23 protein-coding genes are annotated in these 24,736 nt (G+C 62.2%); 8 read left to right on the top strand and 15 right to left on the bottom strand.

Going from position 1 to position 24,736, the window contains the following annotated elements; translation table 11 throughout:
• Positions 1-41: 41 nt before the first annotated feature.
• The 9 genes from ggt to ehuR form a co-directional block, all read right to left on the bottom strand.
• Positions 42-1,775: a gamma-glutamyltransferase gene (gene ggt, locus AC3WOG_RS23715; RefSeq protein WP_492580362.1), complete on the bottom strand. Its 1,734-nt coding sequence runs from the start codon at positions 1,773-1,775 to the stop codon at positions 42-44.
• Between the two features lie 138 nt (positions 1,776-1,913).
• Positions 1,914-3,311 (bottom strand): aspartate aminotransferase family protein, encoded by a 1,398-nt coding sequence (locus AC3WOG_RS23710; RefSeq protein WP_492580361.1) that lies wholly within the window; start codon positions 3,309-3,311, stop codon positions 1,914-1,916.
• A gap of 41 nt (positions 3,312-3,352) precedes the next feature.
• Positions 3,353-4,873 (bottom strand): NAD-dependent succinate-semialdehyde dehydrogenase, encoded by a 1,521-nt coding sequence (locus AC3WOG_RS23705; RefSeq protein WP_492580360.1) that lies wholly within the window; start codon positions 4,871-4,873, stop codon positions 3,353-3,355.
• A 145-nt stretch (positions 4,874-5,018) separates the two neighbouring features.
• Complete coding sequence (locus AC3WOG_RS23700) at positions 5,019-5,510, bottom strand: Lrp/AsnC family transcriptional regulator (protein ID WP_492580359.1); 492 nt, start codon at positions 5,508-5,510, stop codon at positions 5,019-5,021.
• Between the two features lie 7 nt (positions 5,511-5,517).
• On the bottom strand, positions 5,518-6,543 hold the full coding sequence (doeB, locus tag AC3WOG_RS23695) for a N(2)-acetyl-L-2,4-diaminobutanoate deacetylase DoeB (RefSeq protein WP_492580358.1): 1,026 nt from the start codon (positions 6,541-6,543) through the stop codon (positions 5,518-5,520).
• A 5-nt stretch (positions 6,544-6,548) separates the two neighbouring features.
• Positions 6,549-7,781 carry an ectoine hydrolase DoeA gene (gene doeA / locus AC3WOG_RS23690; RefSeq protein ID WP_492580357.1) on the bottom strand — a complete coding sequence of 411 codons (1,233 nt, stop codon included), beginning with the start codon at positions 7,779-7,781 and terminating at the stop codon, positions 6,549-6,551.
• 9 nt (positions 7,782-7,790) lie between these two features.
• The gene (locus AC3WOG_RS23685) at positions 7,791-8,792 is read right to left on the bottom strand and encodes a cyclodeaminase (RefSeq protein ID WP_492580356.1); all 1,002 of its coding nucleotides are present in this window, start codon (positions 8,790-8,792) and stop codon (positions 7,791-7,793) included.
• Positions 8,789-9,793: a hydroxyectoine utilization dehydratase EutB gene (gene eutB, locus AC3WOG_RS23680; protein WP_492580355.1), complete on the bottom strand. Its 1,005-nt coding sequence runs from the start codon at positions 9,791-9,793 to the stop codon at positions 8,789-8,791. Before eutB ends, AC3WOG_RS23685 begins: the two co-directional genes overlap by 4 nt.
• A gap of 153 nt (positions 9,794-9,946) precedes the next feature.
• On the bottom strand, positions 9,947-11,344 hold the full coding sequence (ehuR, locus tag AC3WOG_RS23675; protein ID WP_492580354.1) for a MocR-like ectoine utilization transcription factor EhuR: 1,398 nt from the start codon (positions 11,342-11,344) through the stop codon (positions 9,947-9,949).
• 210 nt (positions 11,345-11,554) lie between these two features.
• Between ehuR and ehuB the strand changes: the two genes are divergently transcribed.
• From ehuB to ehuA, 4 genes are all read left to right on the top strand, one after another.
• Entirely contained in the window at positions 11,555-12,409 is an 855-nt protein-coding gene (gene ehuB, locus AC3WOG_RS23670; protein ID WP_492580353.1) for an ectoine/hydroxyectoine ABC transporter substrate-binding protein EhuB, read from the top strand.
• A gap of 100 nt (positions 12,410-12,509) precedes the next feature.
• Complete coding sequence (gene ehuC / locus AC3WOG_RS23665) at positions 12,510-13,169, top strand: ectoine/hydroxyectoine ABC transporter permease subunit EhuC (RefSeq protein ID WP_492580352.1); 660 nt, start codon at positions 12,510-12,512, stop codon at positions 13,167-13,169.
• Entirely contained in the window at positions 13,166-13,825 is a 660-nt protein-coding gene (ehuD, locus tag AC3WOG_RS23660) for an ectoine/hydroxyectoine ABC transporter permease subunit EhuD (protein WP_492580351.1), read from the top strand. Before ehuC ends, ehuD begins: the two co-directional genes overlap by 4 nt.
• Positions 13,826-13,887: 62 nt before the next feature.
• Positions 13,888-14,715, top strand: a complete 828-nt coding sequence (ehuA, locus tag AC3WOG_RS23655; protein ID WP_492580350.1) for an ectoine/hydroxyectoine ABC transporter ATP-binding protein EhuA — start codon at positions 13,888-13,890, stop codon at positions 14,713-14,715.
• A gap of 82 nt (positions 14,716-14,797) precedes the next feature.
• Here ehuA and AC3WOG_RS23650 read toward each other — a convergent pair whose 3' ends face one another.
• The 5 genes from AC3WOG_RS23650 to AC3WOG_RS23630 all read right to left on the bottom strand — a co-directional run bounded on the left by AC3WOG_RS23650 (position 14,798) and on the right by AC3WOG_RS23630 (position 19,724).
• Entirely contained in the window at positions 14,798-16,201 is a 1,404-nt protein-coding gene (locus AC3WOG_RS23650) for an MFS transporter (RefSeq protein WP_492580349.1), read from the bottom strand.
• Between the two features lie 194 nt (positions 16,202-16,395).
• Positions 16,396-17,160, bottom strand: coding sequence for a phosphocholine cytidylyltransferase family protein (locus AC3WOG_RS23645; protein ID WP_492580348.1), 765 nt, complete (start codon positions 17,158-17,160; stop codon positions 16,396-16,398).
• A gap of 25 nt (positions 17,161-17,185) precedes the next feature.
• Positions 17,186-18,205, bottom strand: a complete 1,020-nt coding sequence (locus AC3WOG_RS23640) for a flippase-like domain-containing protein (protein ID WP_492580347.1) — start codon at positions 18,203-18,205, stop codon at positions 17,186-17,188.
• On the bottom strand, positions 18,202-19,023 hold the full coding sequence (locus tag AC3WOG_RS23635) for a HalD/BesD family halogenase (RefSeq protein WP_492580346.1): 822 nt from the start codon (positions 19,021-19,023) through the stop codon (positions 18,202-18,204). The genes AC3WOG_RS23640 and AC3WOG_RS23635 overlap by 4 nt, the downstream gene beginning before the upstream one ends.
• The gene (locus AC3WOG_RS23630) at positions 19,020-19,724 is read right to left on the bottom strand and encodes a CDP-alcohol phosphatidyltransferase family protein (RefSeq protein ID WP_492580345.1); all 705 of its coding nucleotides are present in this window, start codon (positions 19,722-19,724) and stop codon (positions 19,020-19,022) included. The genes AC3WOG_RS23635 and AC3WOG_RS23630 overlap by 4 nt, the downstream gene beginning before the upstream one ends.
• 236 nt (positions 19,725-19,960) lie before the next feature.
• Here AC3WOG_RS23630 and AC3WOG_RS23625 point away from each other — a divergent pair, with 236 nt between their 5' ends.
• Complete coding sequence (locus AC3WOG_RS23625; RefSeq protein WP_492582424.1) at positions 19,961-20,395, top strand: hypothetical protein; 435 nt, start codon at positions 19,961-19,963, stop codon at positions 20,393-20,395.
• Between the two features lie 193 nt (positions 20,396-20,588).
• Here AC3WOG_RS23625 and AC3WOG_RS23620 read toward each other — a convergent pair whose 3' ends face one another.
• A complete protein-coding gene (locus AC3WOG_RS23620) occupies positions 20,589-21,125 on the bottom strand; it encodes a hypothetical protein (protein WP_492580344.1) in 537 nt (178 codons plus the stop codon).
• Positions 21,126-21,752: 627 nt separating this feature from the next.
• Between AC3WOG_RS23620 and AC3WOG_RS23615 the strand changes: the two genes are divergently transcribed.
• From AC3WOG_RS23615 to AC3WOG_RS23605, 3 genes are all read left to right on the top strand, one after another.
• Complete coding sequence (locus AC3WOG_RS23615) at positions 21,753-22,904, top strand: porin (RefSeq protein ID WP_492580343.1); 1,152 nt, start codon at positions 21,753-21,755, stop codon at positions 22,902-22,904.
• Between the two features lie 148 nt (positions 22,905-23,052).
• Positions 23,053-23,550, top strand: coding sequence for a hypothetical protein (locus AC3WOG_RS23610; protein ID WP_492580342.1), 498 nt, complete (start codon positions 23,053-23,055; stop codon positions 23,548-23,550).
• 156 nt (positions 23,551-23,706) lie between these two features.
• Complete coding sequence (locus AC3WOG_RS23605) at positions 23,707-24,213, top strand: metal-dependent hydrolase (protein ID WP_492580341.1); 507 nt, start codon at positions 23,707-23,709, stop codon at positions 24,211-24,213.
• Positions 24,214-24,736: the final 523 nt, after the last annotated feature.

Genomic DNA, 24,736 nt, shown 5'->3' with positions numbered 1-24,736 from the left:
GGCACGTCGCCACGACGCACCGTCCGGCTTAAATCAACCGCTTACTGGATCACCCGCGTCACGCCACGGCCACGCGGATCGGCGGCGGCTTCCGGCGTATCGCCGTTGACTTTGATCGCCTGGATGTCGCCGCTGAAATCCTGTCCCTTCAGCGTGTAGCCCCTGGCTTCGATCTGCTTGGCGAGTTCGCCGTCGATCGGCTTGTACGGCTCCCAGAAGATCGTGTTCGGCGGCAACAGCTGATGATGGAAGCGCATCGCGCCGACCGCTTCAGCCAACGGCATGTTGAAGTCGTAAATGTTGTTGATCACCTGGAAGATCGACGTGAAGATGCGCGATCCGCCCGGCGTGCCGATCACGAGCGACACCTTGCCGTCCCTGGTCAGGATGGTCGGGCTCATCGACGACAACGGGCGCTTCTTCGGTTCGATCGAATTCGCGTCGCTGCCCACCACGCCGAACATATTGGCAACGCCCGGCTTCGCGGAGAAGTCGTCCATCTCGTCGTTCAGCACGATGCCGGTACGGTCCGCCACCACGCCCGAGCCGAAGTAGCCGTTGATGGTGTACGTGTTCGACACCGCGTTACCCCACTTGTCGATCACCGAAAAGTGCGTGGTTTCCGCTTTCTCCGGCATCGACGTGCCGAGGCCAGCCTGGATGCTCTTCGTGTCCGAAGGCGCGGTCGGATTGACTTCGCCGGCACGCCTGGCGATGTATGCGTCGTCGGTCAGTTGCGCGATCGGCACCTTGTAGAAGTCAGGATCGCCGAGATACTGCGCGCGGTCGGCGAACACGCGCTTTTCGATTTCCGCGATCAGATGCACGTATTGCGGAGAATTGAGCTTGACGTCCTTGAAGTCGGGTGCAATGTCGGCCTTCATCTTCAGCAGTTGCACGAGACCGATACCGCCCGAGCTCGGCGGCGGTGCGGTGTAGACGCGATAACCGTTCCAGTCGGCCTGGATCGGCTCGCGCCACACCGCCTTGTACTGCTGCAGGTCGGCCTTCGTAATCAGACCGTGACCGCGCATGGAAGCCGCGATCAGATCGGCAGTCTTGCCGCTGTAGAAGTCTTTCGCGCCTTGATCCGAAATGCGCGTAAGCACTGCGGCGAGATCGGGCTGTTTGAAGTTGACGCCCTGCTTCAGATTGCCGAAGTAGGTGTCGAAGTTGGTCTTGCCGGCGAAGTCTTTCGCCGCGTCGTCGCGACGATCCTGCAATTGCTGGCTGACTTCAAAACCGTCGCGTGCATAGTGAATCGACGGTGCGAGCACCTGCTTCCACTTGAGCTTGCCGAAGCGGCGCTGCGCCTGCCACATCCCGTCGACGGTGCCCGGCACGCCGACCGCGCGATAGCCGAACAGGCTCATGCCCTTGATGACTTCGCCCTTGTCGTCGAGATACATGTTCTTCGTCGCTGCCAGCGGCGCACGCTCGCGGTAGTCGAGGAAGTACGGCTTGCCGTCGACATACAGCGTCATGAAACCGCCGCCGCCGATATTGCCCGCTTCCGGATACGTCACGGCAAGCGTGAAGGCAATCGCGACTGCCGCATCGACGGCATTGCCGCCTTCCTTGAAGACCTGCTCAGCGGCGTCGGCGCTGTACTTGTCGGCGACCGCAATGGCGGAAGCCGTGAGAACGGCCGGTTGAGCTTTCGCGGGCGGCTTCGCGACTGCGGGCGTGGCCTCGAGAAAACCGGTGGAAACGGAGACGAGTGCAACCAGCGCGAACCCGCTGGCGGACGACCTGGCGTTGCGGAACAACTTCATTGAATATCCCCCATGACGACTCTTTCATACGACAAATAAAAAAGCTGTCTTGGGCTTATAACATGCGAACCGTCCCTTTGCGAAGCCGCAGCATCCGTAGTACGCATGCTGCGGCACACAAACGGGCCTGTGGGAGCGTCAGGCCGAAGCGGCCGGCGCCAGCACTTGTGACGCCACTTCATCGACGGCCGCGCGCGCGAGTTTCACGATCTCGTCGACATCGCTACGCGAAGTGACCAGTGGAGGCGCGAATCCAAGGATGTCGCCGTGCGGCATCGCGCGCGCGATCAGTCCGCGCTGCAACGCAGCAGCCGACACGCGCGGACCGACTTTCAGCGCGGCATCGAAAGGTTGACGGCCGTCCTTGTCAGCCATGAATTCGAGCGCCGCCAACATGCCCGCGCCGCGTACTTCGCCGACGAGCGGATGAGCGTCGAACGCCGCATGCAGTTGTTCGAGCAGATACGCACCGGTTTGCGCCGCGTTCTGCGTGAGGTTTTCGCGCTCGATAATATCGAGGTTCGCCAGCGCCGCGGCCGCGCAGATCGGATGGCCCGAGTAGGTCCAGCCATGTCCCATCGCGCCGAATTCCTGCGATGCCTTGTCGATCACGTCCCACACGCCTTCGCTCACAATCACGCCCGACAGCGGCGCATACGCGCTGGTGAGCCCCTTTGCCACGGTAATCAGATCCGGGGTGATGCCGTAGTGTTGCGCGCCCATCTTCGAACCGAGCCGGCCGAAACCGCACACCACTTCATCGGCGATCAGCAGGATGTCGTGCTTCTTCAGAACCTGCTGGATCGCCGCCCAATAGCCTGCCGGCGGCGGCAGGATACCGCCCGTGCCCATCACCGGTTCGGCGATGAAGGCGGCGATCGTATCGGCGCCTTCCTGCGCGATCAGCTTCTCGAGTTCTTCGACGCAGTACGCGACGAACTGCGCTTCATTCATGCCCGCAGGCGCATGCCGATACCAGTGCGGGCACACCGTATGTTTGACGCGCTCGATCGGCAAATCGAAGCATTGGTGAAAACTGGGCAAGCCGGTCAGACTGCCGGTGACAATCCCCGAGCCGTGATATCCGCGCTGACGCGAGACGATCTTCTTCTTGTTCGGGCGCCCCTTGACGTTGTTGTAGTACCAGACGAGTTTGATCTGCGTTTCGTTCGCGTCCGAACCGGACATGCCGTAGTAGACCTTCTTCATGCCCTGCGGCGCCCAATCGACGATCCGCGACGACAGTTCGATGATCGTATCGGTCGAGTGGCCGACATACGTGTGGTAGTACGCGAGTTTCTTCGCCTGCTCGTAGATCGCTTCGGCGACCTCGGTGCGGCCGTAGCCGATGTTCACGCAATACAGGCCCGCAAAAGCGTCGATATACGACTTGCCCTGATGGTCTTCGATACGGATGCCTTTGGCGCCCGTCACGATGCGGCCAGGCAGCGCGCCGCTCGCATGGTCGTGAGCGTGCGTCGAAGGATGCATGAAATGCGCGCGGTCGGCGTCGAAGAGTTGGTCCAGTTGAGTCATCGTGTGCTCCTTCGTTTGATCGATGAATGTGATGTGTTGGCTCAGGCCGTCGCGGCCGCCGTTGTGGCAAACGCGCGGTGCGCGGAAACGCTGTCGGTCACCGGCAAGCCAAGTTGACCGAGGCAGAAATAGCGGATTTCGACGAACGGCTCGAAGCCTTCGGCGCCGCCTTCGCGACCGAGGCCGGATGCCTTGATGCCGCCGAACGGAATCGGCGCGCCGGTGAATTTCGCGCCGTTGACGGACACCATGGCGAAGTCGAGGCGGCGGATCACCTGAAACACGGTGTTGAGGTCCTTTGCACAAAGGTAGGCGGCGAGTCCGTACTCGGTGTCGTTGGCGCGTTCTATCGCTTCATCGAGCGAGTCGAACGGCGATACGGCTGAGATCGGCGCGAAATTTTCTTCGTCGTAGATGCGCATACCGGGAGTGGCGTCGGCGACCACGGTCGGCTCGAAGAACCAACCGCCGCGCTCATGCGCCGCGCCACCGACGGTAATGCGCGCGCCCTTCGCCTTTGCCTCTGCTACACGCTCTGCCGTCGTATCTAACGCGGCTTGGTGTATCAACGGACCGACATCCACGTCCGCTTCGAACGCGGAGCCGACTTTCAGAGCTCTAACCGCATCGCTATATTGCGTGACGAACGCTTCGTACAAAGGCCGCGCGACGAAAATGCGATTCGCCGCGCAACAGTCTTGACCGGAGGTCTGAAACTTCGCGGCGATTGCCACGCATACGGCCTGGTCGAGATCAGCGTCTTCGGTCACGATGAACGGCGCGTTGCCGCCCAGTTCCAGCGCTGTTTTCTTGATGCCGGCCCGGGCCGCAGTCTGCATCACCAATGCGCCGACGCGCGTCGAACCGGTGAAGCTCACCGAGCGTACCCGCGTATCGCGCACCAAGGTTTCCATCGCCATTTGTGGCTCGCCGAGCACGACGTTGAACACGCCCGCCGGAAAGCCCGCTTCTTCGGCGAGTTGTGCGAGCGCGAGTGCCGAGAAAGGCGTTTCGTGCGCCGGCTTGACTACAACGGTGCAACCGGCGGCAAGCGCGGCGGCCGCCTTGCGCGTGATCATCGCGCAGGGGAAATTCCATGGCGTAATCAGCGCCGCGACGCCGACCGGCTCGATCACGGTGCCCAACTGCGCACCGTCGATATGCGTGGGAATCGTGCGCCCGTTCAGACGCCGCACCTCATGCGCAAACCATTCGACGAAACTCGCGCCATACGCGATTTCGCCGCGAGCTTCCGCGAGCGGCTTGCCCTGTTCGAGTGACAGAATCGCGGCCAGATCATGCTGATGACGCAAGATCAGTTCATGCCAGCACAGCAGCAATGCTGAGCGCCTGGCAACCGGCAGCCAGCGCCATGTCGAGAACGCACGATGCGCGGCGTCGACCGCTTCCGTGATCTGCGACGCATCGAGCATCGGCACGTGGCCGAGCACCTGCTGATCGGCGGGATTCTGCACGGCGACGCTTGCTGCACTCGCGCTGTGCACCCAGCGCCCGTCGACGTAGCACAGCGATTTGAATAGAACCGGATGACCCAGCAACATGACGACCTCCTGTCTGCAATGTATGTCTGTCACTGTACGTTCAGCGGCGATGCGTTTTTTTTGGTTCGGGCGTCTTCATGTGAGCGTTTTTTCTGAAATTCGCCGTGCCATTTCGCGATTTTTTTGGCGACGTCGCGATAAGCATCTAGCTGCCGTCGCTGACAGCTTCATCCGCCCAGTCGGGCAAACCCTCCGGCATGCTCTTCACCACCTTCGTGACGATGTAGGTGAAGTACTTTTCGATGCCTGGTTCATCGATCAGCAGCGAATCGATAAACCGCTGGTAGTGATCGATGTCGCGCGACATCACGTGCATCACATAGTCGACTCCGCCACCCGTCGCATGGCATTGCACGACCTCCGGCGCCGCAACGATCCGTTCCTCGAAGCGCCGCATGTCCTGCGCGGTATGCCGCGCGAGCGTTACTTCAACCACCACACGGTTGCCTTTGAAAGCGCGCACCCAGTCGATGTCGGCGCGATAGCCGCGAATCACGCCGCTTTCTTCCAGACGCTTGACGCGCTCCCACGCCGGCGAAATCGACAGATTGATCTCTTCGGCGAGACGCGACTTCGTCATGCGTCCGTCGCGCGCGAGAATACGCAGAATCGCGAGATCATAGCGGTCGAGTTTCATCGCGCGATCAGACCGTCACCGGTATGCCGCGCTCGACAACATCGGCTACCACCGCGACCGTGTCGCCGATCCGCACGAGGCCGGGGAAATGCCGTGCCGCGAGCAAACCGCTGCGGCGCGCACGATATTCGACCGGCGCGACGCCTGTGCGCGACGCATCGTAAATCCGCGCGATGACTTCTCCGCTTTCGACCATCTCGCCGAGGTCCTTGCACAGTTCCAGCAGACCGTCGTGCTCGCTCGTCGTAAAGCAACTGCCGTCAGGCATGTCGAGCAGCGTCGTGGTGCGCCGTGCTTCTTTCTCCGCCTCGTGTTGCAAGAGAATGTCTGCGTGCTGAAGAAAACCACGCACGCCACGCGTCGCCACCGCGACGCTTTGCACCGAAGCGGTACCTCCGCCGCCCAGTTCGGTCGACACAAACACCTTGCCCGCTTCTTCAACCGCCGTATCGAACAGGCCGAAACTGTCGAGTTCGAGCATCCGCATCGAATACGGCGCGCCGAATGCGCGCATCGCCGCTTCGCACTGCGCCTGCTGGCGCGCGTCCGGTAGCAGGTGAATCGCCGCAAACGGCACGAAGTCGAGCGTACGGCCGCCCGCATGCAGATCGAGTACGTAATCGGCGAGCGGCAGCAGATAGCGCTGAAAATAATCCGCGATCTTCTCGGTGATCGTGCCGTCCGGCTTACCGGGAAAACTGCGATTCAGATTGCCGCGGTCGATCGGCGACGTGCGGCTGCCCGCACGGAACGCCGGGTAGTTCATGAACGGCACGATAATCACGCGTCCTTTCACGTCCGCCGCTTTCAGCGTCGCGGCCAGCTTCGACAAGGCGATCGGCCCTTCGTATTCGTCACCGTGATTGCCGCCGGTGAGCAGCGCGGTCGGCCCTTCACCGTTGCGGATCACGGTGACCGGAATCATCTCCGCGCCCCACGCCGAGGCGTCGTGCGAATGCGGCAGCTTCAGAAAACCGTGCTGTTCGCCGCCGGCAGCGAAATCGACCGTCGGTTGAATCGGGGAAGCCCGCATATGCGCTACTCCTTCACGAACAGCTTGCGCGGCGTGTTGCAGAACGTCTCGACGCCCGACTCGGTAATCAGAATGCTTTCGGTGATTTCGAGTCCCCAGTCGTCGAGCCACAGCCCCGGCATGAAGTGAAACGTCATGCCGGGTTCGAGGACCGTCTTGTCCCCTGGGCGCAGACTCGCCGTTCGTTCGCCCCAGTCCGGCGGATAGCTCGCACCGATCGGATAACCGCAGCGGCTGTTCTTTTCGATGCCGTATTTGTGCAACATCGCGAAGAAGGCGTTCGCGATGTCTTCGCAGGTGTTGCCCGGTTTGGCGGCGCCAAGACCCGCTTCGATACCTTCAACGACCGCGCGCTCGCCGTCGATAAAATGCTTCGGCGGTTTTCCAAGGTACACGGTGCGCGATTGCGGACAGTGGTAACGCTTGAAGCAGCCGGCGATTTCGAAGAACGTGCCGGCATCCCTGGCGAACGGCGTGTCGTCCCAGGTCAGATGCGGGGCGGCGGCATCGGCGCCGGTCGGCAACAAAGGCACGATCGCCGGATAGTCGCCGCCGTAACCGTCGACGCCGGTAATTCCCGCCGAGTAGATCTCGGCCACGAGGTCGCTCTTGCGCATGCCGGGTTCGATCCGCTCGACGATATGCGCATGCATCTTCTCGACGATACGCGCGGCAATGCGCATATATTCGATCTCGCGTGGCGATTTCACCGCGCGCTGCCAGTTGACCAGCGCGGTTGCATCGCGCCACTGCGTTTTCGGCAAATTACGCATGAGCGATGCGAAGGCAGCCGCGCTGAAATAGTAGTTATCCATTTCGACGCCGGTGCGGCAGTTTTGCCAGCCGCGCGCCTCGATCACTTCGCGTGCGAGGTAATCCATCGGATGCCGCTCGGTGGACTGCACATAATGATCCGGATAACCGACGATCTGCTCGTGCTGCATGAACACGGTACGCTTCGCACCGTTTGCGTCCTGGCCTCGGCCGAACCATACCGGTTCGCCGTCGAGCGCCAGCAGCACGCATTGATGCACGTAGAACGACCAGCCGTCGTAACCGGTCAGCCACGCCATGTTGGTCGGATCGGACACGATCAGCAGATCGATCCCAGCTGCCTGCATCGCGTGGCGCGTTTTACCGATACGTGCGGCATACTCAGCACGTTCGAACGGCAAACGCACGACCGGCGCTTGAGCAGCCACGCTCGCATTCCGTTCCAGTTGTGTTGTCTCAGACATCGTTCCCTCTCAGCGCTTCACATCGTTGCGGAAAATCGTTCCAGCACCAGCGGCGCGCGCACGCGTTAGCGCGAGCGCTGCGATTGCGGTGTCCTGCGCGCCGGTGCCGGTCAGGTCGCAGATCGTCACGTCTGTTTCATTGACGCGGCCCACGGCCTGTTGTGCGATCACCTGGCCCAGTTCGGTAATGACGGCGTCGGCACGGATCACGCCGGCAGCGAGCGCGTGGTGCAGCTCGCCGAGCACGCGCGTTTGCTGAGCGCGGTCGCACACGTAGCGCGCCGCGACCAACGCGGCCGGCGCGATCTCGTTCTTGTGCTCGGCGTCCGAGCCCATCGCCGTGATGTGCAAACCCGGATGCAGGTCAGCGGCTTCGATCAGCGGCGTACGGCTTGGCGTGGTCGTGATCGCGAGATCCGCTTCGGCGAGCGCGTGATGAACGTCGCGCGCGATGTCGCATTGCACGCCGAGCGGAGCGGCCGTCTCTTCAGCGAAACGCTGTGCGCTGGACGGATTGCGTGCCCAGGCGGAGACATGTTCGACACGGCGCACCAGCATCAATGCCTGCAATTGCAAACGCGCCTGTTCGCCCGCGCCGATCACCGCCACGTGTGGCGTGTGCTGCTTCGCGAGCCAGCGCGCTGCGACGGCGCCGGCGGCCGCCGTGCGCACCGTCGTCAGATAACCGTTATCGAGCAGCACGGCTTCGGTCATGCCCGTCTTCGCCGACAGCACCAGCATCAGCCCGTTAAGACTCGGCAAACCGAGTGACGGATTGTTAAAAAAACCGGGGCTCACCTTGATTGCAAAGCTGTCGAAGCGCGGCAGATACGCGGTCTTTACGTCGACCTCGCCGTGCTGCTCGGGCAGATCGAGGCGCAGGACCGGCGGCATCGCGACAGCTTCGGTTGCGAGTGCGAGAAAGGCTGCTTCTACCTGGTCTATCGCCGCCAGATCAAGCGGCACGAGTTCGCGAAGCTGCGCTTCGCCAAGGAGCGAGATCGAAGTCATAGGGAGTTATGCGAGTCGGGCTGCATCGGCGACGTGCCGACGATGCGGCGATGCTGATCCATATCGATGTTGACGCCCGTCACGACGAGCACCAGCGGCCCACGTGCAAGACGCTCCGTGGGCAACATGCCGTCGAGTAGCGCAGCGATTCCAACCGCCGCCGCGCCTTCGACCACTAGCCGTTCGTGCCGGTACGCATGCACGATGCCGCGCGCAATCGACGCTTCGTCGAGCAGCACGATTTCGTCGATCAGATCGCGCGTGAGTGCATACGTATAGCGGTTTTCGAGTCCGATGCCGCCGCCGAGCGAATCTGCAAGCGTTTCGACTTCATCGACGAGTACGGGCCGGCCGGCCGCGAGACTTGCATGCATCGCGGCGCCGCGCGCCATCGTCACGCCGGTCATGCCGATCGCCGGATTCGCGCTGCTGGCCGCGAATGCAACGCCCGCAAACAGGCCGCCGCCGGACAGCGGCACGACGATGTTCGCGACATCCGGCAACGCTTCGACGATTTCGAGTCCGATCGTCGCTTGCCCGGCGATCACCTGCAGGTCGTCGAACGGCGGTACATGCGCGAAGCCTTCGTCGCGAACGAGCCTTAACGCTTCATGTTCCGCATCGTCCTGGCTTTTGCCGACAATGCGCACTTGTGCGCCGAGTGCTCGCACCGCATCGACCTTGTTGCCCGGCACGAGCGCGGACATGCAGACCGTCGCGTCGATACCCAGTGCGCGGGCCGCGTGTGCGACAGCACGGCCGTGATTCCCGGTCGATGCGGTCACGACCCGGCGGCAGCCCTGTTCGGCGAGAAGAGCGAGTGCGTTGGTGGCGCCGCGCAGCTTGAAGCTGCCGGTCGGCTGCACGGTTTCGAGCTTGAGAAAGACGGGGGTGCCCGCGATCGCCGACAACGTCTGCGATTCGACGAGCGGCGTATGACAAACGCGCCCCTCGATACGGCGACGCGCGCGGTAGACATCGGCTAGCGACAAAACGGACATGAACTCGGCCTTGCACGAAAGGGTTCAATTCCGATGCTGTCGCGCCTGCGCTGTTACGCTGGTTGCGGCCGCATCGTTTTCAATGCAGCCCAGTCTAATGTTCTAAAAAACGATTTCTATTGTCCTAGTTCATTTCGCGCACACCGTATGAACTCACGTGAAATCGTGCACTTGCGGGTACTGCTCGAACACGTCACACATCGTTTCCAGCGCGGCTTTATAGGTCTCTTCGCCGACCTCGGCGCCCACGCATACGCGCACCGCATTCGGCCGGTCCGCGCCGCGCACGAGGAAAGGATCCGGCGAGGTCACGGCGATGTCGCGGTTGCGCAGCTCTCTGACCAGCCGGTCCGCTTGCCAGTGATCGGGCACACGCAACCACGCGGACAGCGCCTGCGGATGAGCGCCGAGCACGTAGTCGCCCAGCGTTTGCTTCAACAGCGCCTGACGCCGCTCCAGACGTGCGCGCTGTATCTGCACGAGCCGTTCGGCGGTGCCGTCGAAGATCCAGCGCGCCGCCACTTCGGCCATTGGCGAAGTCGCCATCCAGCTGCTCACGCGCAGTACGCTTTCGGCGCGCAATGCGAGCCGCCGCGGCGTGGTCAGATAGCCGATGCGCAAACCGGTCAGCACCGACTTCGTCATGCTCGTGCAGTAGAACGACAACTCGGGAATCAGGCTCGAAATCGGCGTGGCGGCTTTGGCGGGCAAGGGACCATAGACATCGTCCTCGATCAAGTAAACGCCGTAACGCTCGGCGATTCGCGCAATCGCGCGGCGCCGCGAGTCGGGCATCATCGCAACGGTGGGATTGTTCAGTGTGGGCGTACAGACAAGGGCGGTAATGCGCTCGCTATCGCACATCTCTTCAAAGTGTTCGGGGTGAATGCCGTACTCGTCGATCTCCAGCCCCTTTAGCGTGAAGCCCAGCACATTCGCCGAACCGATCACGCCATGGTCGGTGAGGCTTTCGCACAGCACCGTATCGCCCGGCCCCACCAGCGACGCCAGCGCCAGAAAGATGCCGTGCGCGGCACCGTTCGTCACCAGTAGCGTATCCGGCGAAGCCGGCATGCCCAACGACGCAAGCCACGCGATCCCTGCCTGCCGATGGTGTTCGAAGCCCGCTATCGGCCGGAACGCACGAATCCACGGCTGGTCGTCTAACGTGGATAGCGTCGCGCATACCTTGCGCCACATCGCGTCATGCTCCGGTGTATGGATAATGCGCGCGATCGAAAAGTCGACCACCGAACGCTCGGCCGTGTCGAGCATATAGCTCGACATGGTTTCGGTGACGCGCGCCGCCACGAAGCTGCCGCGCCCCACTTCGCAGCGGATCAGCCCTTGCCGCTCCAGTTCCTTATAGGCATTGGTCACCGTCTGCACGCTGATCGCCAGTTCCGCGGCCACGTCGCGCTGCGGCGGCAGGCGCGCGCCCGCCGGCAACGACGCGCTTTCGATGTCGCCCGCAATCGCCTTGACCAGCCGTTTATATTTCGACTCCACGCCGTGCACCGGGCGCACGGCCTCCCGCCACTGCTCGATCACCGCTGCTCTCCATTGTTTTCGCACTCAATAGTGCGACCAAACGGTGCGGGAAAATTATTGTCCTAGAGCAATCGCAACAAAAAAATGGCTTTGTATGCTGCGTTCATGGGTGCGATGCCACGCAAGCAAATTGCAGGCAGCGCCAGCCCTTCGCCCTGCTGCGGAGCATGATGCACCGCGGCATTCACCACGCCACAGAACGGGATCGATATGAAAGCGAAGCGCACTTCAGGACTGCTGGGAGCCCTCTGCGTCGCCGCAGCGAGTCTGGCGATGCACACGCAATATGCGTCGGCGGAAACTACGTTGCAGCGCATCCAGCGCACCGGCGAAGTGCGCATCGGCTATGCGAACGAAGCGCCGTTTGCCTATACAACGCCTGACGGCAAGGTGACCGGCGAATCGCCGGAGATCGCCCGCAAGATTTTCGCCAGAATGGGTGTGAAGAAAGTAGACGGTGTGCTGACCGAATGGGGCTCGCTGATTCCGGGCCTGCGCGCGGGCCGCTTCGACGTGATCGCGGCCGGCATGTACATCACGCCGGAACGTTGCAAACAGGTCGCGTTCGCCGATCCGCAATACCAGATCCAGGACACGCTGCTGGTGCTCAAGGGCAATCCGAAGAATCTGCACAGCTACGGCGATATCGGCAAACAGGCTGACGCGAAGCTCGCCGTGATGGCCGGCGCTGTGGAACTCGCCAATTCGCGCGATGCGGGCGTGAAAGATGCTCAGCTGTTGCAGGTGCCCGATACGACTGCGCAACTGCAAGCCGTGCGCGCACGTCGCGCCGATGCGGCCGCCGGCACGGCGCTGACGATGAAAGGACTGGCCGCCAAAGATGCCGACCAGGTCGAAGCCGTCGCGAAGTTCACCGACGATCCGAAGCACACCGGCTACGGCGCGCTCGCGTTCCGTCCGGAAGACGCCGATCTGCGCGATGCGGTCGACAAGCAGTTGCACGCGTGGCTCGGTACGCCCGACCATCTGCAAACAGTCGCACCGTTCGGCTTCGACAAATCGAATCTGACGACGCGCACCGCCGCGGACATCTGCGGCAGGTAACCGAAGTAATCCGCAAGTAGTAGCGAAGACCGGCACGCGCCGGTCATGATGCTCCGGGCGCGCGCAACCGCACACGCCGTCATGCAAGCGAGGAACCGCCATGCGTGAACTGTTTCCCCTGCTGCTCCAGGGTACGCTCGTCACGATCGAGATCGCCGCCTGCGGCACCGTGCTCGCCATCGTCATGGCATTTGTCGCGACCGCCGCCAAGCTCGCACCGTGGGCGCCGCTGCGCTGGCTCGGCAATGCGTACGTCGAGATCTTTCGCGGCACGTCGTTGCTCGTGCAACTGTTCTGGTTTTTCTTCGTGCTGCCGCTGCCGCCGTTCCGGATCGAGATGACGCCGTTTGCCGTCGCGATCGTCGGGCTCGGCCTGCACTATGGCGCATACGGCTCGGAAATCCTGCGCGGCGCGTTGCGTTCGGTGCCGGGCGGCCAGTTCGAAGCGGCACTGGCGCTCAACATGTCGCCACTCACGCGCATGCGCCGCATCATCCTGCCGCAAGCGATGATCAATGCGTTGCCGCCCGCCACCAATCTGATGATCGAACTGCTCAAGGGCACTTCGCTGGTGTCGCTGATCACACTGTCGGATCTGACGTTTCGCGCCCGGCAACTCGATGAGGCAACCTTCAAGACCGCGCAGATTTTCGTGCTTACGCTGGTCATCTACTTCGTGCTCGCGCAGATCCTCGTCGCCGTGATGAGGCATTTCGAGCGCCGCGTGAGTCACGGCATCATCCAGAGGGCCGTCCGATGAACAGCTTCTTCGATCTGCACTACGCGGCGCGCATCTTGCCTGACCTGCTGCGGGCGTCGATGTACACGATCCTCATCACATTGATCGGTTTTGCGATCGCGCTGGTGCTCGGACTCGTGCTGGCCGTGCTGCGGCGCAGTCCGATCAAACCGCTTGCGCGGATCGTCGGCTTCATCGTCGAATTCATTCGCAGCACGCCGCTGCTGATTCAGGTGTACGTGCTGTTCTATGTGCTGCCGGTGTACGGCATCACGATGTCGGCTTTGACGGCCGGCACGGTCGGTATCGCGCTGCATTACGCGTGCTACACGTCCGAGGTTTATCGCGCCGGTCTGAACGGCGTGGCGCGCGGCCAGTGGGAAGCGGCTTGCGCACTGTCGCTGTCGCCGTGGCGCACCTATAGCGGTGTGATCCTGCCGCAGGCGATTCGCCCGGTGATTCCAGCGCTCGGCAATTATCTGGTAGCGATGTTCAAGGACACACCGGTGCTGTCGGCGATTACCGTCGTCGAGCTGATGCAGCAGGCGAAGAACATCGGTTCGGAAACCTTTCGCTACCTTGAACCGATCACGCTGGCGGGTCTCTTCTTCCTGCTGATCAGCATCACGTTCGCGCAACTCGTGCGGCGGCTCGAAATCGGATTGAGGTTGCCATGACCGTGAAGACCGACCTCGACGTCCGTACCCCGCTGCATCCGGACTTATCCGTGGAGAAACAGATGAAACGAGACGATCCCGCCGCCGTACCTGGGCCGCAGGCCGGCACGCCAGGCGAGGCGCCGATGGTGCGCTTTGCCGGCGTGACAAAGCGCTACGGCGCGCTGACGGTACTCGACGAACTCGATCTGGAAATCGCCCGCAACGAGAAAGTGGCGATCATCGGCCCGAGCGGTTCGGGCAAGTCGACGCTATTGCGCGTGCTGATGACACTCGACCCGCTGACCGACGGCATGATCGAGGTCGATGGCGAGCCGCTCACGCACATGCACAGGAACGGCGTGCTGGTGCCCGCCTCGGTGAAGCATCTGCGACGCGTACGCAGCAAGATCGGCATGGTGTTTCAGAGCTTCAATCTGTTCCCGCACATGACCGCGCTCGCCAACACGATCGAAGCGCCGATTCGCGTGCTGGGCCTCACGCGCAAGGAGGCGACCGATCGCGCCCGCGATCTGCTGTCGCTGGTCGGTCTCGAGGACAAATGCAATCACTATCCTTCGCAGCTATCCGGTGGCCAGCAGCAGCGCGTGGCAATTGCACGCGCATTGGCGATGCGGCCGAAAGTGATGCTGTTCGACGAAGTGACCTCGGCGCTCGATCCCGAGCTGTGCGGCGAAGTGCTGAACGTGATCCGGCGCCTGGGCAGCGAGCACAATCTTACGATGCTGATGGTCACGCACCAGATGGGCTTCGCGCGCGAATTCGCGGATCGGGTGTGCTTTTTCTCGCAAGGCAAGATCATCGAGCAAGGACCACCGCAGCAGTTCTTCGCGTCGCCTCAGCATGAACGCACGCAGCAGTTCTTGCGGGCGGTGAAGGAAGCGGTTTGAGGTCTTTGTCAACGCCGCAACGAAGCATGGAGGGCGTTAATAAGCGGTGGCGTGCGGCGCACTCACGCCGCACGCCGGATGTTCAGGCGCGGCCCCGGTTGCCGCGCGCGATTTCATCGCCGGCGCCATGCGGCAAACGCGCAGTCACCGGAATCGACATGAACGAGAACAGGCCGACCACGAGAAACGCCGGCCAGAAGTCGGAGAAGACGATGGTCGAATGACCCTGTACGTCGTGCGAGATTTGCAGCACAAGGCCTGCAATCGTCACGCCGAGCCCCAGCGAAATCTGCTGGATCACGCTCGCGACACTCGTCGCGCGTCCGACATCGCGGCTCGGAATATCCGCATACGCCAGGGTGTTCAACGACGTGAACTGCAACGACGGAAAGAAGCCGCCGAACAGCACGACACACCAGATCAGCCAATGCGGCGTACCGGGAAAGAACAGTCCGTAAACCGCAATGGCGAGCCCAGCACAGCCCGCGTTGAACATCAGCACCGTGCGGAAACCGAAGCGGCCAAGAATGCGCGACGCGGCCGCCTTCATGAAGATCGACCCGAACGCGGACGCGCAAGTGATCGACCCAGACTTGAACGCAGTCATGCCCAGCCCTTCCTGCAATGCAAGCGGCAACAGAAACGGCACCGCCCCGAGGCCGATACGAAACAGCGAACCGCCGACCACGCTAGCGTGAAAACTTGGAATGCGCAGCAGCCGCAAATCGAGCACCGGCAATTCGACACGGCTCGCATACAACGCGTAAATCAGCAGCAGCACCAGGCCAAGCACGCACATGCCAATCGAAACCGCGTTCGACACCAGCTCGCCGCCCACCAGCGACAAGCCCAGCATGAACAGCGACGCCCCGCTCGCGGACAGCACGAAGCCGGTCCAGTCGAGCCGCCCAGGATGCGCTTCGCGCACGTTCGCGATGTGCCTGTTCGCGAGCCAGATGCCGAGCAGGCCAATTGGAATGTTGATGAAGAAGATCAGACGCCAGTGCAGATACGTCGTGATGAAGCCGCCGAGTGGCGGCCCGACCACCGGCCCGAGCAGTGCGGGCACCGTCAGATAGTTGACCGCGCGAATGAAGTCCGACTTCGGCACCGAGCGGAAAATGATGATGCGCCCGACCGGCACCATCATCGCGCCGCCGATGCCCTGCACGAAGCGGGCAACCACGAAGGTGCCGAGCGACGTGGAAGCCGCGCACATCAGCGAACCGGCCATGAAGATGCCGATAGCCGTGCGAAACACGGTGCGGGAACCGAAGCGGTCCGCGACCCAGCCGCAGATTGGAATGAAGACGCCGAGGCCGATGACATAAGCCGTCACGGCGAGCTTGAGGGTGATGGGATCCTGGCCGAGATCGCGCGCCAGAACCGGCAGCGACGTCACGATGACCGTGCCGTCCACGTTTTCCATGAACATCGCACACGCGACGATCAACGGAACAATGAAAGTGCCTAAAGCGAGAGGCATTGGCATGACGACGGCGTGCTAAGCCGTCGGCGTAAAGCCGCGATTATCGCATCGCATCGACAACAGATGTTGTTGAGCGGCTTGTTCAGGGAGCGAAAAGCAGGAACTTCAGACGCGCTCGTAAGCCGGCATACAGCCGGCATCACGATGCATGACATGCGTGCCTTACAGCGGCAATGATTCAGGAACGAGCCTTAGCGCGACGCGCTGACCAGCGGTTGCAGCTGCGGCAAAATCTCGGTGCTCGCACGTGCGACGTCGTTCGGGAAGTCGATTTCGATCCACGGCGCGCCGGTCGCGTCAGCCGTATCGAACACCTGGCTGCGTTCCAGCAGCAGGTCGCGCACCGCTTCTTCGTGCGGCATGTTGGCCCGGCCGCTATCGACATAACCCGCAACGATCTGCGCAAAGCGCCGAGCAGTTTCTTCGCGGAAGCGGAAGAACCCCACCGATTCGCCGATCGTGTCGTACTCGAGATTGACCGCGAGCTGCTTGCGCAATTCGACCGGCACGCCGTCTTTCAGGCACAGCTTGACGGGTTCGTCGCCGGCTTCGAAGTCACGGTCGATCAACAGACGGTTGACCGTCTCGCCCGCCACCAGTGCGCTGAGAATGCGCTCGTCGTACAGCACGTCGGCGTCCATCAGCAGCACGTCGCCGCCGCGCGTCAACGCCTCGGCTACCGTGTGCACCGTCAGCACGCTGCCCAGGTCGAAACGCGGATTCAACACGGTTTCCACCCGATGCGGCCAGTTGATCCGCCGCAGTTCCGCTTGCACCGACTCCGGCTGGAAACCGAGCGCCAGCACGACATCCGTCACGCCGGCCGTTTCAAGCATTTGCAGATGCCGTTCGAGCAGGCTCATGCCGTCGAACTGCAACAGACACTTCGGGAACTGTGCTTGCGGCGGTTGCTGGAGACGCAGGCCGAGGCCCGCTGCGAGGATGATGGCACGCATGCGCGGTCCTTTGAAAAAGTACGGATTAGTCGACAGCCGGCACGCGCGTCGTGGCGCGTCGCCGTTGCCAGCTTCGTTCGTTGAAGTGCAAAACCAGCAGACCCGGCAGGCCTAGCAGGATTTCACGGGCGCGCTTGGCCAGCGACAACGCCAGCGCCGCATCCGGCGGCAAACCGACCAGCGGCGCAAGCAGCAGATAACCGCCCTCCTGCACGCCGAGCGAGCCGGGAATCATGAACGCCGCGCCGCGGATCGCCTGCCCGAGGCTTTCCAGCAGCAGCGCATCGACCCAGCCGACCGGATGGCCGAGAAAGCGCAGTGCGAGCCACACCTCGACCGTGCCGACGATCCAGCCCAGCAGGCTCAGCGCGAAACTGACCGCGACGCGGCGGCGTTCGCGGTAGATCGCCTGCACGGCGGCGTCGACGGCTTCGGCGCGCGTCATGAGCGTTGACCAGTCGCGCTTGCCGAACATCTTCGAGACGACGCCCAGCAAACGGCCGAACAAGCCGCGCCGCTGCGCGTAGTAGAAGCCTGCGATCAGCGCGGCCAGCACGCCGGTGGCGATCAGCGTTGCGGTTCGCAGATCGTGCAGCGCGTCGTGCGCGGCGTAGGCGCCGAACAGCAGCAGCCCGAGCAGTGCGAAAACGATTTGCGCGAGCGCCTGCGCGGTCGTGCTGACGGTGATCGCGGCCGCCGCATCGCGCATGCGCATGACGCGCTGCGACAGTTGCCGCACCATTACGACCGGACCGCCGATCTGGCCGGCCGGCAACAGGCTATTGACCGACTCGCCGATCCAGCGCGCGAACAGCGCGTCGCGCAGCGTCAGATCGTGATGCACGCCGTCGCGATGGCGCTGGAACAGCACCGCGATAGCGCCGGCGTCGAGCACCAGCGGCACGAGGTGGAACGCCGCGACGACCGCGAGGCCCCAGCCCGCCGCGAGCAGCGTCGAGGCGACGGAACCGAAACCCTGCCATGCAAGCAGGCCGACAAAGAGCGCCGTCCCGATCGACAGCAGAATCAGGGCCACGCGCGTCATGCGTGGTCCTTGCCGCGCCTGGCCATCTGACGGAAAACCTGCCGGAAACCGAAGTACGCGATCGCGTCCTTCATGTTCGAGATGAAACGGCGCCACGGCCGCATGTTCGGGTCGGTGACGTATTCGAAAGTCAGCGACACGCGCATTTCGTTTGCGCCGGCCGGTGTGATCCGATGACGCAGCTTGTCGCCGTCGAAGAACACCAGACCGCCCGGCGGGATCCGCACTGAACCCGGCTGATCCGGCACATCCGGATTGCGCGTATGCAATTCGTAGTCGAGCCGGCACGACGATTCGTCGATCACGCCGAGCAGCAGCGTGTAGCGGCGGCCGTCATAGTACGAAGTGTCGTAGTGCCAGCCGATGTGGTCGCCGGCGCGGGTGTAGTAGTACAGCGCGTATGCGTGCGGATCGTCCGCGGGCGACACCTGCAGCTTGTCGCCGCTCAGTTGCTCGAGCCAGCCGATCAACTCTTTCGAACGGTACAGCTCGGCGATGACCGGCGCGAGGCGGTCGATGGTATGACGGCTCACGCTGCCGCCCTGCTTGTGACCGGGCAGATAGTTGCGGTTCACCTCGTCGAGAAGCCCGCGGGCGCTCTGGACGAGCTGGGCGGTGACGTCGGGCGCGAGGAAGTCTTCCAGATACAGGAACGCATCCTGATCGGCGAAATCCTTGCGCAGACGCGGATTGTCGAACGTGCGCGTGCGGCTTGCGACCGCGCGGTCGGCATTGGGTGCGGTGGTGGTCGGAGACGAGCCTGGTGAACGTTCTAAAGAAATTGGCGAGATCACGTCTTCTTCGGCGTGCGTACTCATTCGCTGGCCCACACTTGACTGGTTTTAGAAGCGTCAGAAGCGCTGGTGGCAGTCGCTGCCGGACGCGCGGCCCGGCGCGTGGTGCGCCAGAAGTCGACAACCACCCAGATTGCAAAGAGCGGCGTGCCGATCGCCGCTGCCACGATAAATGGCGTCGCGACACTTGTCAGTGTGACAATCGGCAGCAGATACAGCACGTCTTCGGTTTCGAAACCGCCGACCGATGCCTGCGTGGTGCCCGCTTTGCCCGCCATTTCCTCGATGCGCATGCGCAGGAAAAAAATCAACGCGACCGCGACGCCGGCAACAGCGCCCAGCAAACCGGGCGCGACTGCCAGCTCGCCGGAGTGCGCTGCCCCGACACCCATGCCGACGAACAACATGACAGTCACGACTGCGTCACACGCGAGGTCGTAAAAATGACCGATCCGGCTCGACTTGCCGCCGATGCGCGCGAGTTCGCCGTCCGTATGATCGACGAAGTTCGACAGCACGATCAGGAAAGCACCCGCATTGGCCCATGCAAAGCCGCCATGAGCGAGGCACAGCGTGCCAGCGACGCCGATCAGCAAGCGTAGCGTGGTGAGGTGATTCGGCGTGACCCACGTGTTCACGAGCGGGGTCACGAGCCGGCGAGCGAGCCGCGCGTCCCATGTTCTGGGCGGCGGAACGCTCATAGGAGTTTTCTGTCGCGAATTCATAATCCGGAAATATATACGGGATTTTGAAAGCTTGCTTTCCCCCGCACGTTTCCCGGAGACCCATTCGTTACTACAGCGTGGTAGCGGCAAAGCAAGATTTGCCGAATCGAGATAAAGTGCGAGTCCAGTTGCGCCTGTAACGCCGGATTTTTTCGATGCGCAACGTCCTCCGGGTCTCGACCAATAGCCGCCCGTTGCGAACACACCACATCGAATACGGGTCGCCATCCACGCTTATGAAACGCTTCTTCTCTTCTGTACTCCTTGCGCTGTCTGCTGCGGCGCTACCGCTCACCAGCCATGCCGCCGCACTCGATGCACCGTTGACGTGCAATGAGACCGGCCACCAGTTCATCGCCGACCTCGCTCAGCAGCAGATGATCGATCCGACGCCGATGCGGGTGGAGAGCAATTCGATCAACGCATTCTCGCCGGCCCAGGGCGCCGAGCTGACCGCATTCGGTTTTCGCGTGTTCGCGGTGGTCGGCTACGAGAAAGACGACCCGATGTTTCGCGTCGGAGATGGCGAACCGGTAGCCCAATCCGCTTACGGCGTAGTGGTGTTTGGCGGCGAGTCCAAGGTGCAGAGCGCGATTGCCGGGGCCGGCAGCACGGCGATCGTGCACCGCGTGGCGCCGCTCGTGACGGCGATTTTCTGCAAGCGGAGCTGAGGGGCGGCGGTTGGCTGTCAAGCCGGCGAGGATTCACGACACAAGCGCCCGCGAAGTGATGAGGCCCCCACGTGGGGCCTCACCTGTTTCTGGCGAGTGCTCCGCGAGCCTATGCCGCACGCACCGCCCCACTCTCCCGCTACAACTTGATCCCCACCGGATCCGCCGTCAGGTACCCCACCGATGCGCCGGATTAGCCCGGCCGGCGAAACTCGTTTTCGACCCACGCAGCGGCGCTTGCCTTGCTGAGCTTGAAGTTCGGCGCGACCTGCACTTGCGCGAGCTGTTCGCCGAAGGCGTCGAGCGCGGTCAGCAGCGCGTACGGCTCGTCTTCATCGGGGACGATATCCAGCGTGATGTCGAGTTCGTCGTCGCCGTTGGCGCTGGCCACCCGCACCTCTTTATGTAACTGCGCGCGCAATTGCTGCTCATGACGGCGCAGCACTTCCGACGCGGTTTTCACGAGCGTGTTGAACGCCGACGTGTCGAGCGGCTTCGGATCTTTCTTGTTGCGGCCCATGGTCCACGGGCCGACGAGCGCCGGTTCCGGCTCGCCGTCCTTGATCATTTCGACGGCCCAGCCGTCGTCGTCCTCGTTCTTGATGACGCGCGCGGTCCAGCCATCGTCGCGCCACAGACGCGCTTCGTGCTGGGTTTCGGGCATTTCAGACGAGCCTTCCGTCGTGGAATCGGCAGCGGTGTCGGACGAAGGAAGGGGTGTATCGGTCATTGCAGGTTCACTCACGGTCGCGGGGCTAAAGCACATCTCAAGCACGCGATTCTACCCGCCCCGCACGCGCCGAACGCGGCGCTATGACGAACGGACAAGTCCAGAAGAGAACACCGTTAATCGAAATAATCTATTTCGCCTCTTTGTTGGAACTTATAAATCAATTATAAAAAGATGAAAAAAACGCGGCTCGAAAGCCGCGTATAGAAAGATGAAAAAGACACCCTTGGTCAAAGGGTGAGGTGAATTGTAGAACCGGATGTCGCAGAGAAAGACCACACGAATTGGAAGAGTGCATTGCAGAAAAACGGGGGAATCGTACATTGTGAAATATTACGCCCCAATCCATGCAGGACAAAGCGCAACAAGGCCGTCGCGATCGAGCAACACCAGCAAGATTGACAAGCCACTCGCAAAAGGCGGCTCAAACATATTTTTTCTTTATTTACCCGCACTTACACAATTCAAATTCTCTATTCCGCATTCGCCAATTCATTATTGCGCCATATGCGCTTAAAGATATGAATGGCAAGAATACACTTCGCAGCGGATCGCCAGGCTGCCGGCGGGATCGGCGGTGAGCACTGAAATGCGATTCTCTAATGCACTGTTTCGGAGTTACCAAACATGAAAAAAACCCTCATCGTCGCGGGCATCATGGGCGCGTTTGCCGTCACCGCTCACGCGCAAAGCAGCGTCACGTTGTACGGCACGCTGGACGCCGGTCTCGTCTACTCGAACAACCAGGGCGGCCACAGCAACTGGCAGCAAGGTAGCGGTTCGGTGTCGAATACCTACTTCGGCCTGCGCGGCAGTGAAGACCTTGGTGGCGGTCTGCATGCGATCTTCACGTTGGAAAACGGTTTCAATCTGAACAACGGCCAGTACTCGGAAAGCAGCACGATGTTCAATCGTCAGGCTTTCGTCGGCTTGAAGAGCGACCAGTACGGCGCGCTGACGCTCGGCCGCCAGTATGACTCCGTGGTCGACTTCCTCGCGCCGCTGTCGGAAGCCGGCGCGGGCTACGGCAACAACCTGGCCGCTCACCCGTTCGATAACGACAATCTGGACAACTCGTTCTCGATCAAGAACGCCGTGAAGTACACGAGCGCGAATTACGCCGGCCTCAAGTTCGGTGGCCTGTACGGCTTCAGCAACTCGGCCGGCCAGTTCTCGAACAACCGCGCGTGGAGCGCCGGTGCTTCGTATGACAACGGCCCGTTGAGCGTTGCGGCCGCTTACCTGCAACTGAACAAGTCGGGCAGCTCCAACCTGAGCGGCGCCGTGTCGCAAGGCGACGGCACCGCGGCTGTCGCGGCCAACCTGCAACGCACGTTCGGCGCGGGTATCAACTACTCGTATGGCCCGGCAACCGCTGGCTTCGTGTACACGCATACGCAACTGGACGGCATCACCGGCGTGGACGTCGGCGGCACGACGCTGCCTGGCGTGGCGGGGACGAACCTGCACCTGGACAACTACGAGCTGAACGGCCGCTATGCGTTGACACCGGCTCTGAGTCTCGCGGCTTCGTACACGTTCACCGACGGCAAGATGTCGGGTTCGAACGGCTCGGGTGATCCGAAGTGGCACACGGTGTCGCTGCAAGGCGACTACTCGCTGAGCAAGCGTACCGACGTGTACCTGGAAGGCGTGTACCAGCACGCATCGGGCCAACTCGGCAACTTCGGCTCGAACGTCGCGGCGATCAACACGCTCGCGCCGTCGTCGACCGGCAACCAGGTTGCCGCGGCTGTCGGCCTGCGTCACCGCTTCTAGGTTTTTCAGGTGGTACGTGCAGGCCGGATGTACCGATCCGGTTTGCAATCCAACCCGCGCGTGACACGATCACGTGCGGGTTTTTTCATGGGACTTAGGTATCGACACGTTACGTTTCGACACCTTGTGGTAGCTGCGGCGCAAGCGCGTGGTGGGTATACTGGGCGCGGCTGCCTTCCTCGCCGCGAAGTCGTTGCGGCTGAACGGCGGCTTCGTCGCGAAGCATGGCGTTACGGTGAATCTCGTCGCGCTTCGCCCGCGCCCCAAGTTCCCGTGCACGACCGGGGACGCCGACGATCGGACCATGAAAAAACTCCTCCTGCTTGCTCCCGTTGTTCTACTCGCCGCCTGCGGTTCTTCCGGCGGCCCCGCCAGCGATGCGTCCCAGCCGATGATGTATGTGTCTTCGCGGCGCGCGCCTGCCGATATCGCCGATTGCCTCCAGGACCGCTTGTCGCGCGTGCGCATGTCGCGTGCCGGCGGCGCGACTGAAATCGCGGTCGGCTCGGATTCGAACAACTCATATTTCGTCACGCTGACGCCGTTGAACGCCGGCTCGGTCATCAAGGTGACGCGCCCGGCGAATGCACCGGACGATCCACCGGAACCGGAAATGCGCTTCGATATTGCGCGTTGCGCGACCTGAGGTTTTTGCCGCGCTGTTTTGCAGCGCTGTTCGTCGTGTACCGCTCGCGCCGGAGCGTGGTTTTTTGAAGTCGCGCTTCGGCTATTTTTTTACGCGTGCATCTGCGAACATAGCCGCCCTTTATCTTTCATGCGGCGCGTTGCGTCGCGAGCTTCGATGGCATCCAATAAAGCACATCACGCTACTGGTTTTGCGGCCGGCGTCATCGCGGCGGCTATCGTTGCGCGCACGGGCGGCGGCGGGTTGTTTCATATCGGCGTGCTGTTGAGTTTCGTTGCCGGTGTGGCGGGGAGCACGGCGCCGGACTGGCTCGAAGTGGCCTGGTGGTCGCGGGCGCGGCGGCTGTGGATTACGCATCGAACGCTGACGCATTGGGGGGTTGGCTGGCTGGCGCTGCTGGCTTTTTCTTATCACTGGCTTGGGCATTCGGTATTTGCTGCGCCGGCTTTTGGGTTTGCCTGCGGTGGGTTGATGCATTTGCTTGCTGATTGGCCGAATCCGCTCGGCGTGCCGTGGGTTGCCGGGCGTCATTCGTTGAATTTGTGGAATAGCGGGCACTGCGATTTGATTGTTGTTGCCGCTTCGTGGGTTGCCGCCTGGTTTGTCGGCGAGCATTTCTGGTTGCATGGGTTTTCGTTGCTGCGGCATTTGAAAATGGGATAGATGGTTTGGTTTTTGCCTTTGGCGGCGGCATGGGTTGGGTGCCTACGGTGGTGGCCTTTTCTTGGTCTGTTTGCCTGCTCGGCGCTTTAAGTGTGTGTGCCTACGGCGTTGGCTTTTTCTCTTCTTTTTGGTTTATTAGCGTTCCCCCTGTGCGGGGGGGCACCTACTTTTCTTTGCCTGCCGCAAAGAAAAGTAGGCAAAAGAAAGCGGCTTTACACCGCCAGCTCTTAAGCGGGTCCCCTGGCTTGGAGGAGGCAGTGGAGCATCTGGAATCAGTGTTCTCGCACACTCCGCGTGAGTGACAAGGCAGTCATTCTTCCGGCGGCGCTACGCGCGCCGTGGCGGTACTTCTCAAAACCGATGGGGCGTATGCGCTTCCCGCGTCATTCTTCCCGCCTCGCACTGCGTGCTCGCCGGAACGGTCTGCCAGAGAAACCAGGGGCTTCGCTTTGGTTCGGTGAGAGCCATCGGCTTTGCCTCGGCGAGGCGCCCAAGTGTACGAGTCCGAGCTACCACTCCCAGC

Source organism: Paraburkholderia sp. FW306-02-B (assembly GCF_058782725.1).
The sequence above is the reverse complement of the archived record's forward strand: the minus strand, read 5'-3'. Positions and strand labels throughout refer to the sequence as shown.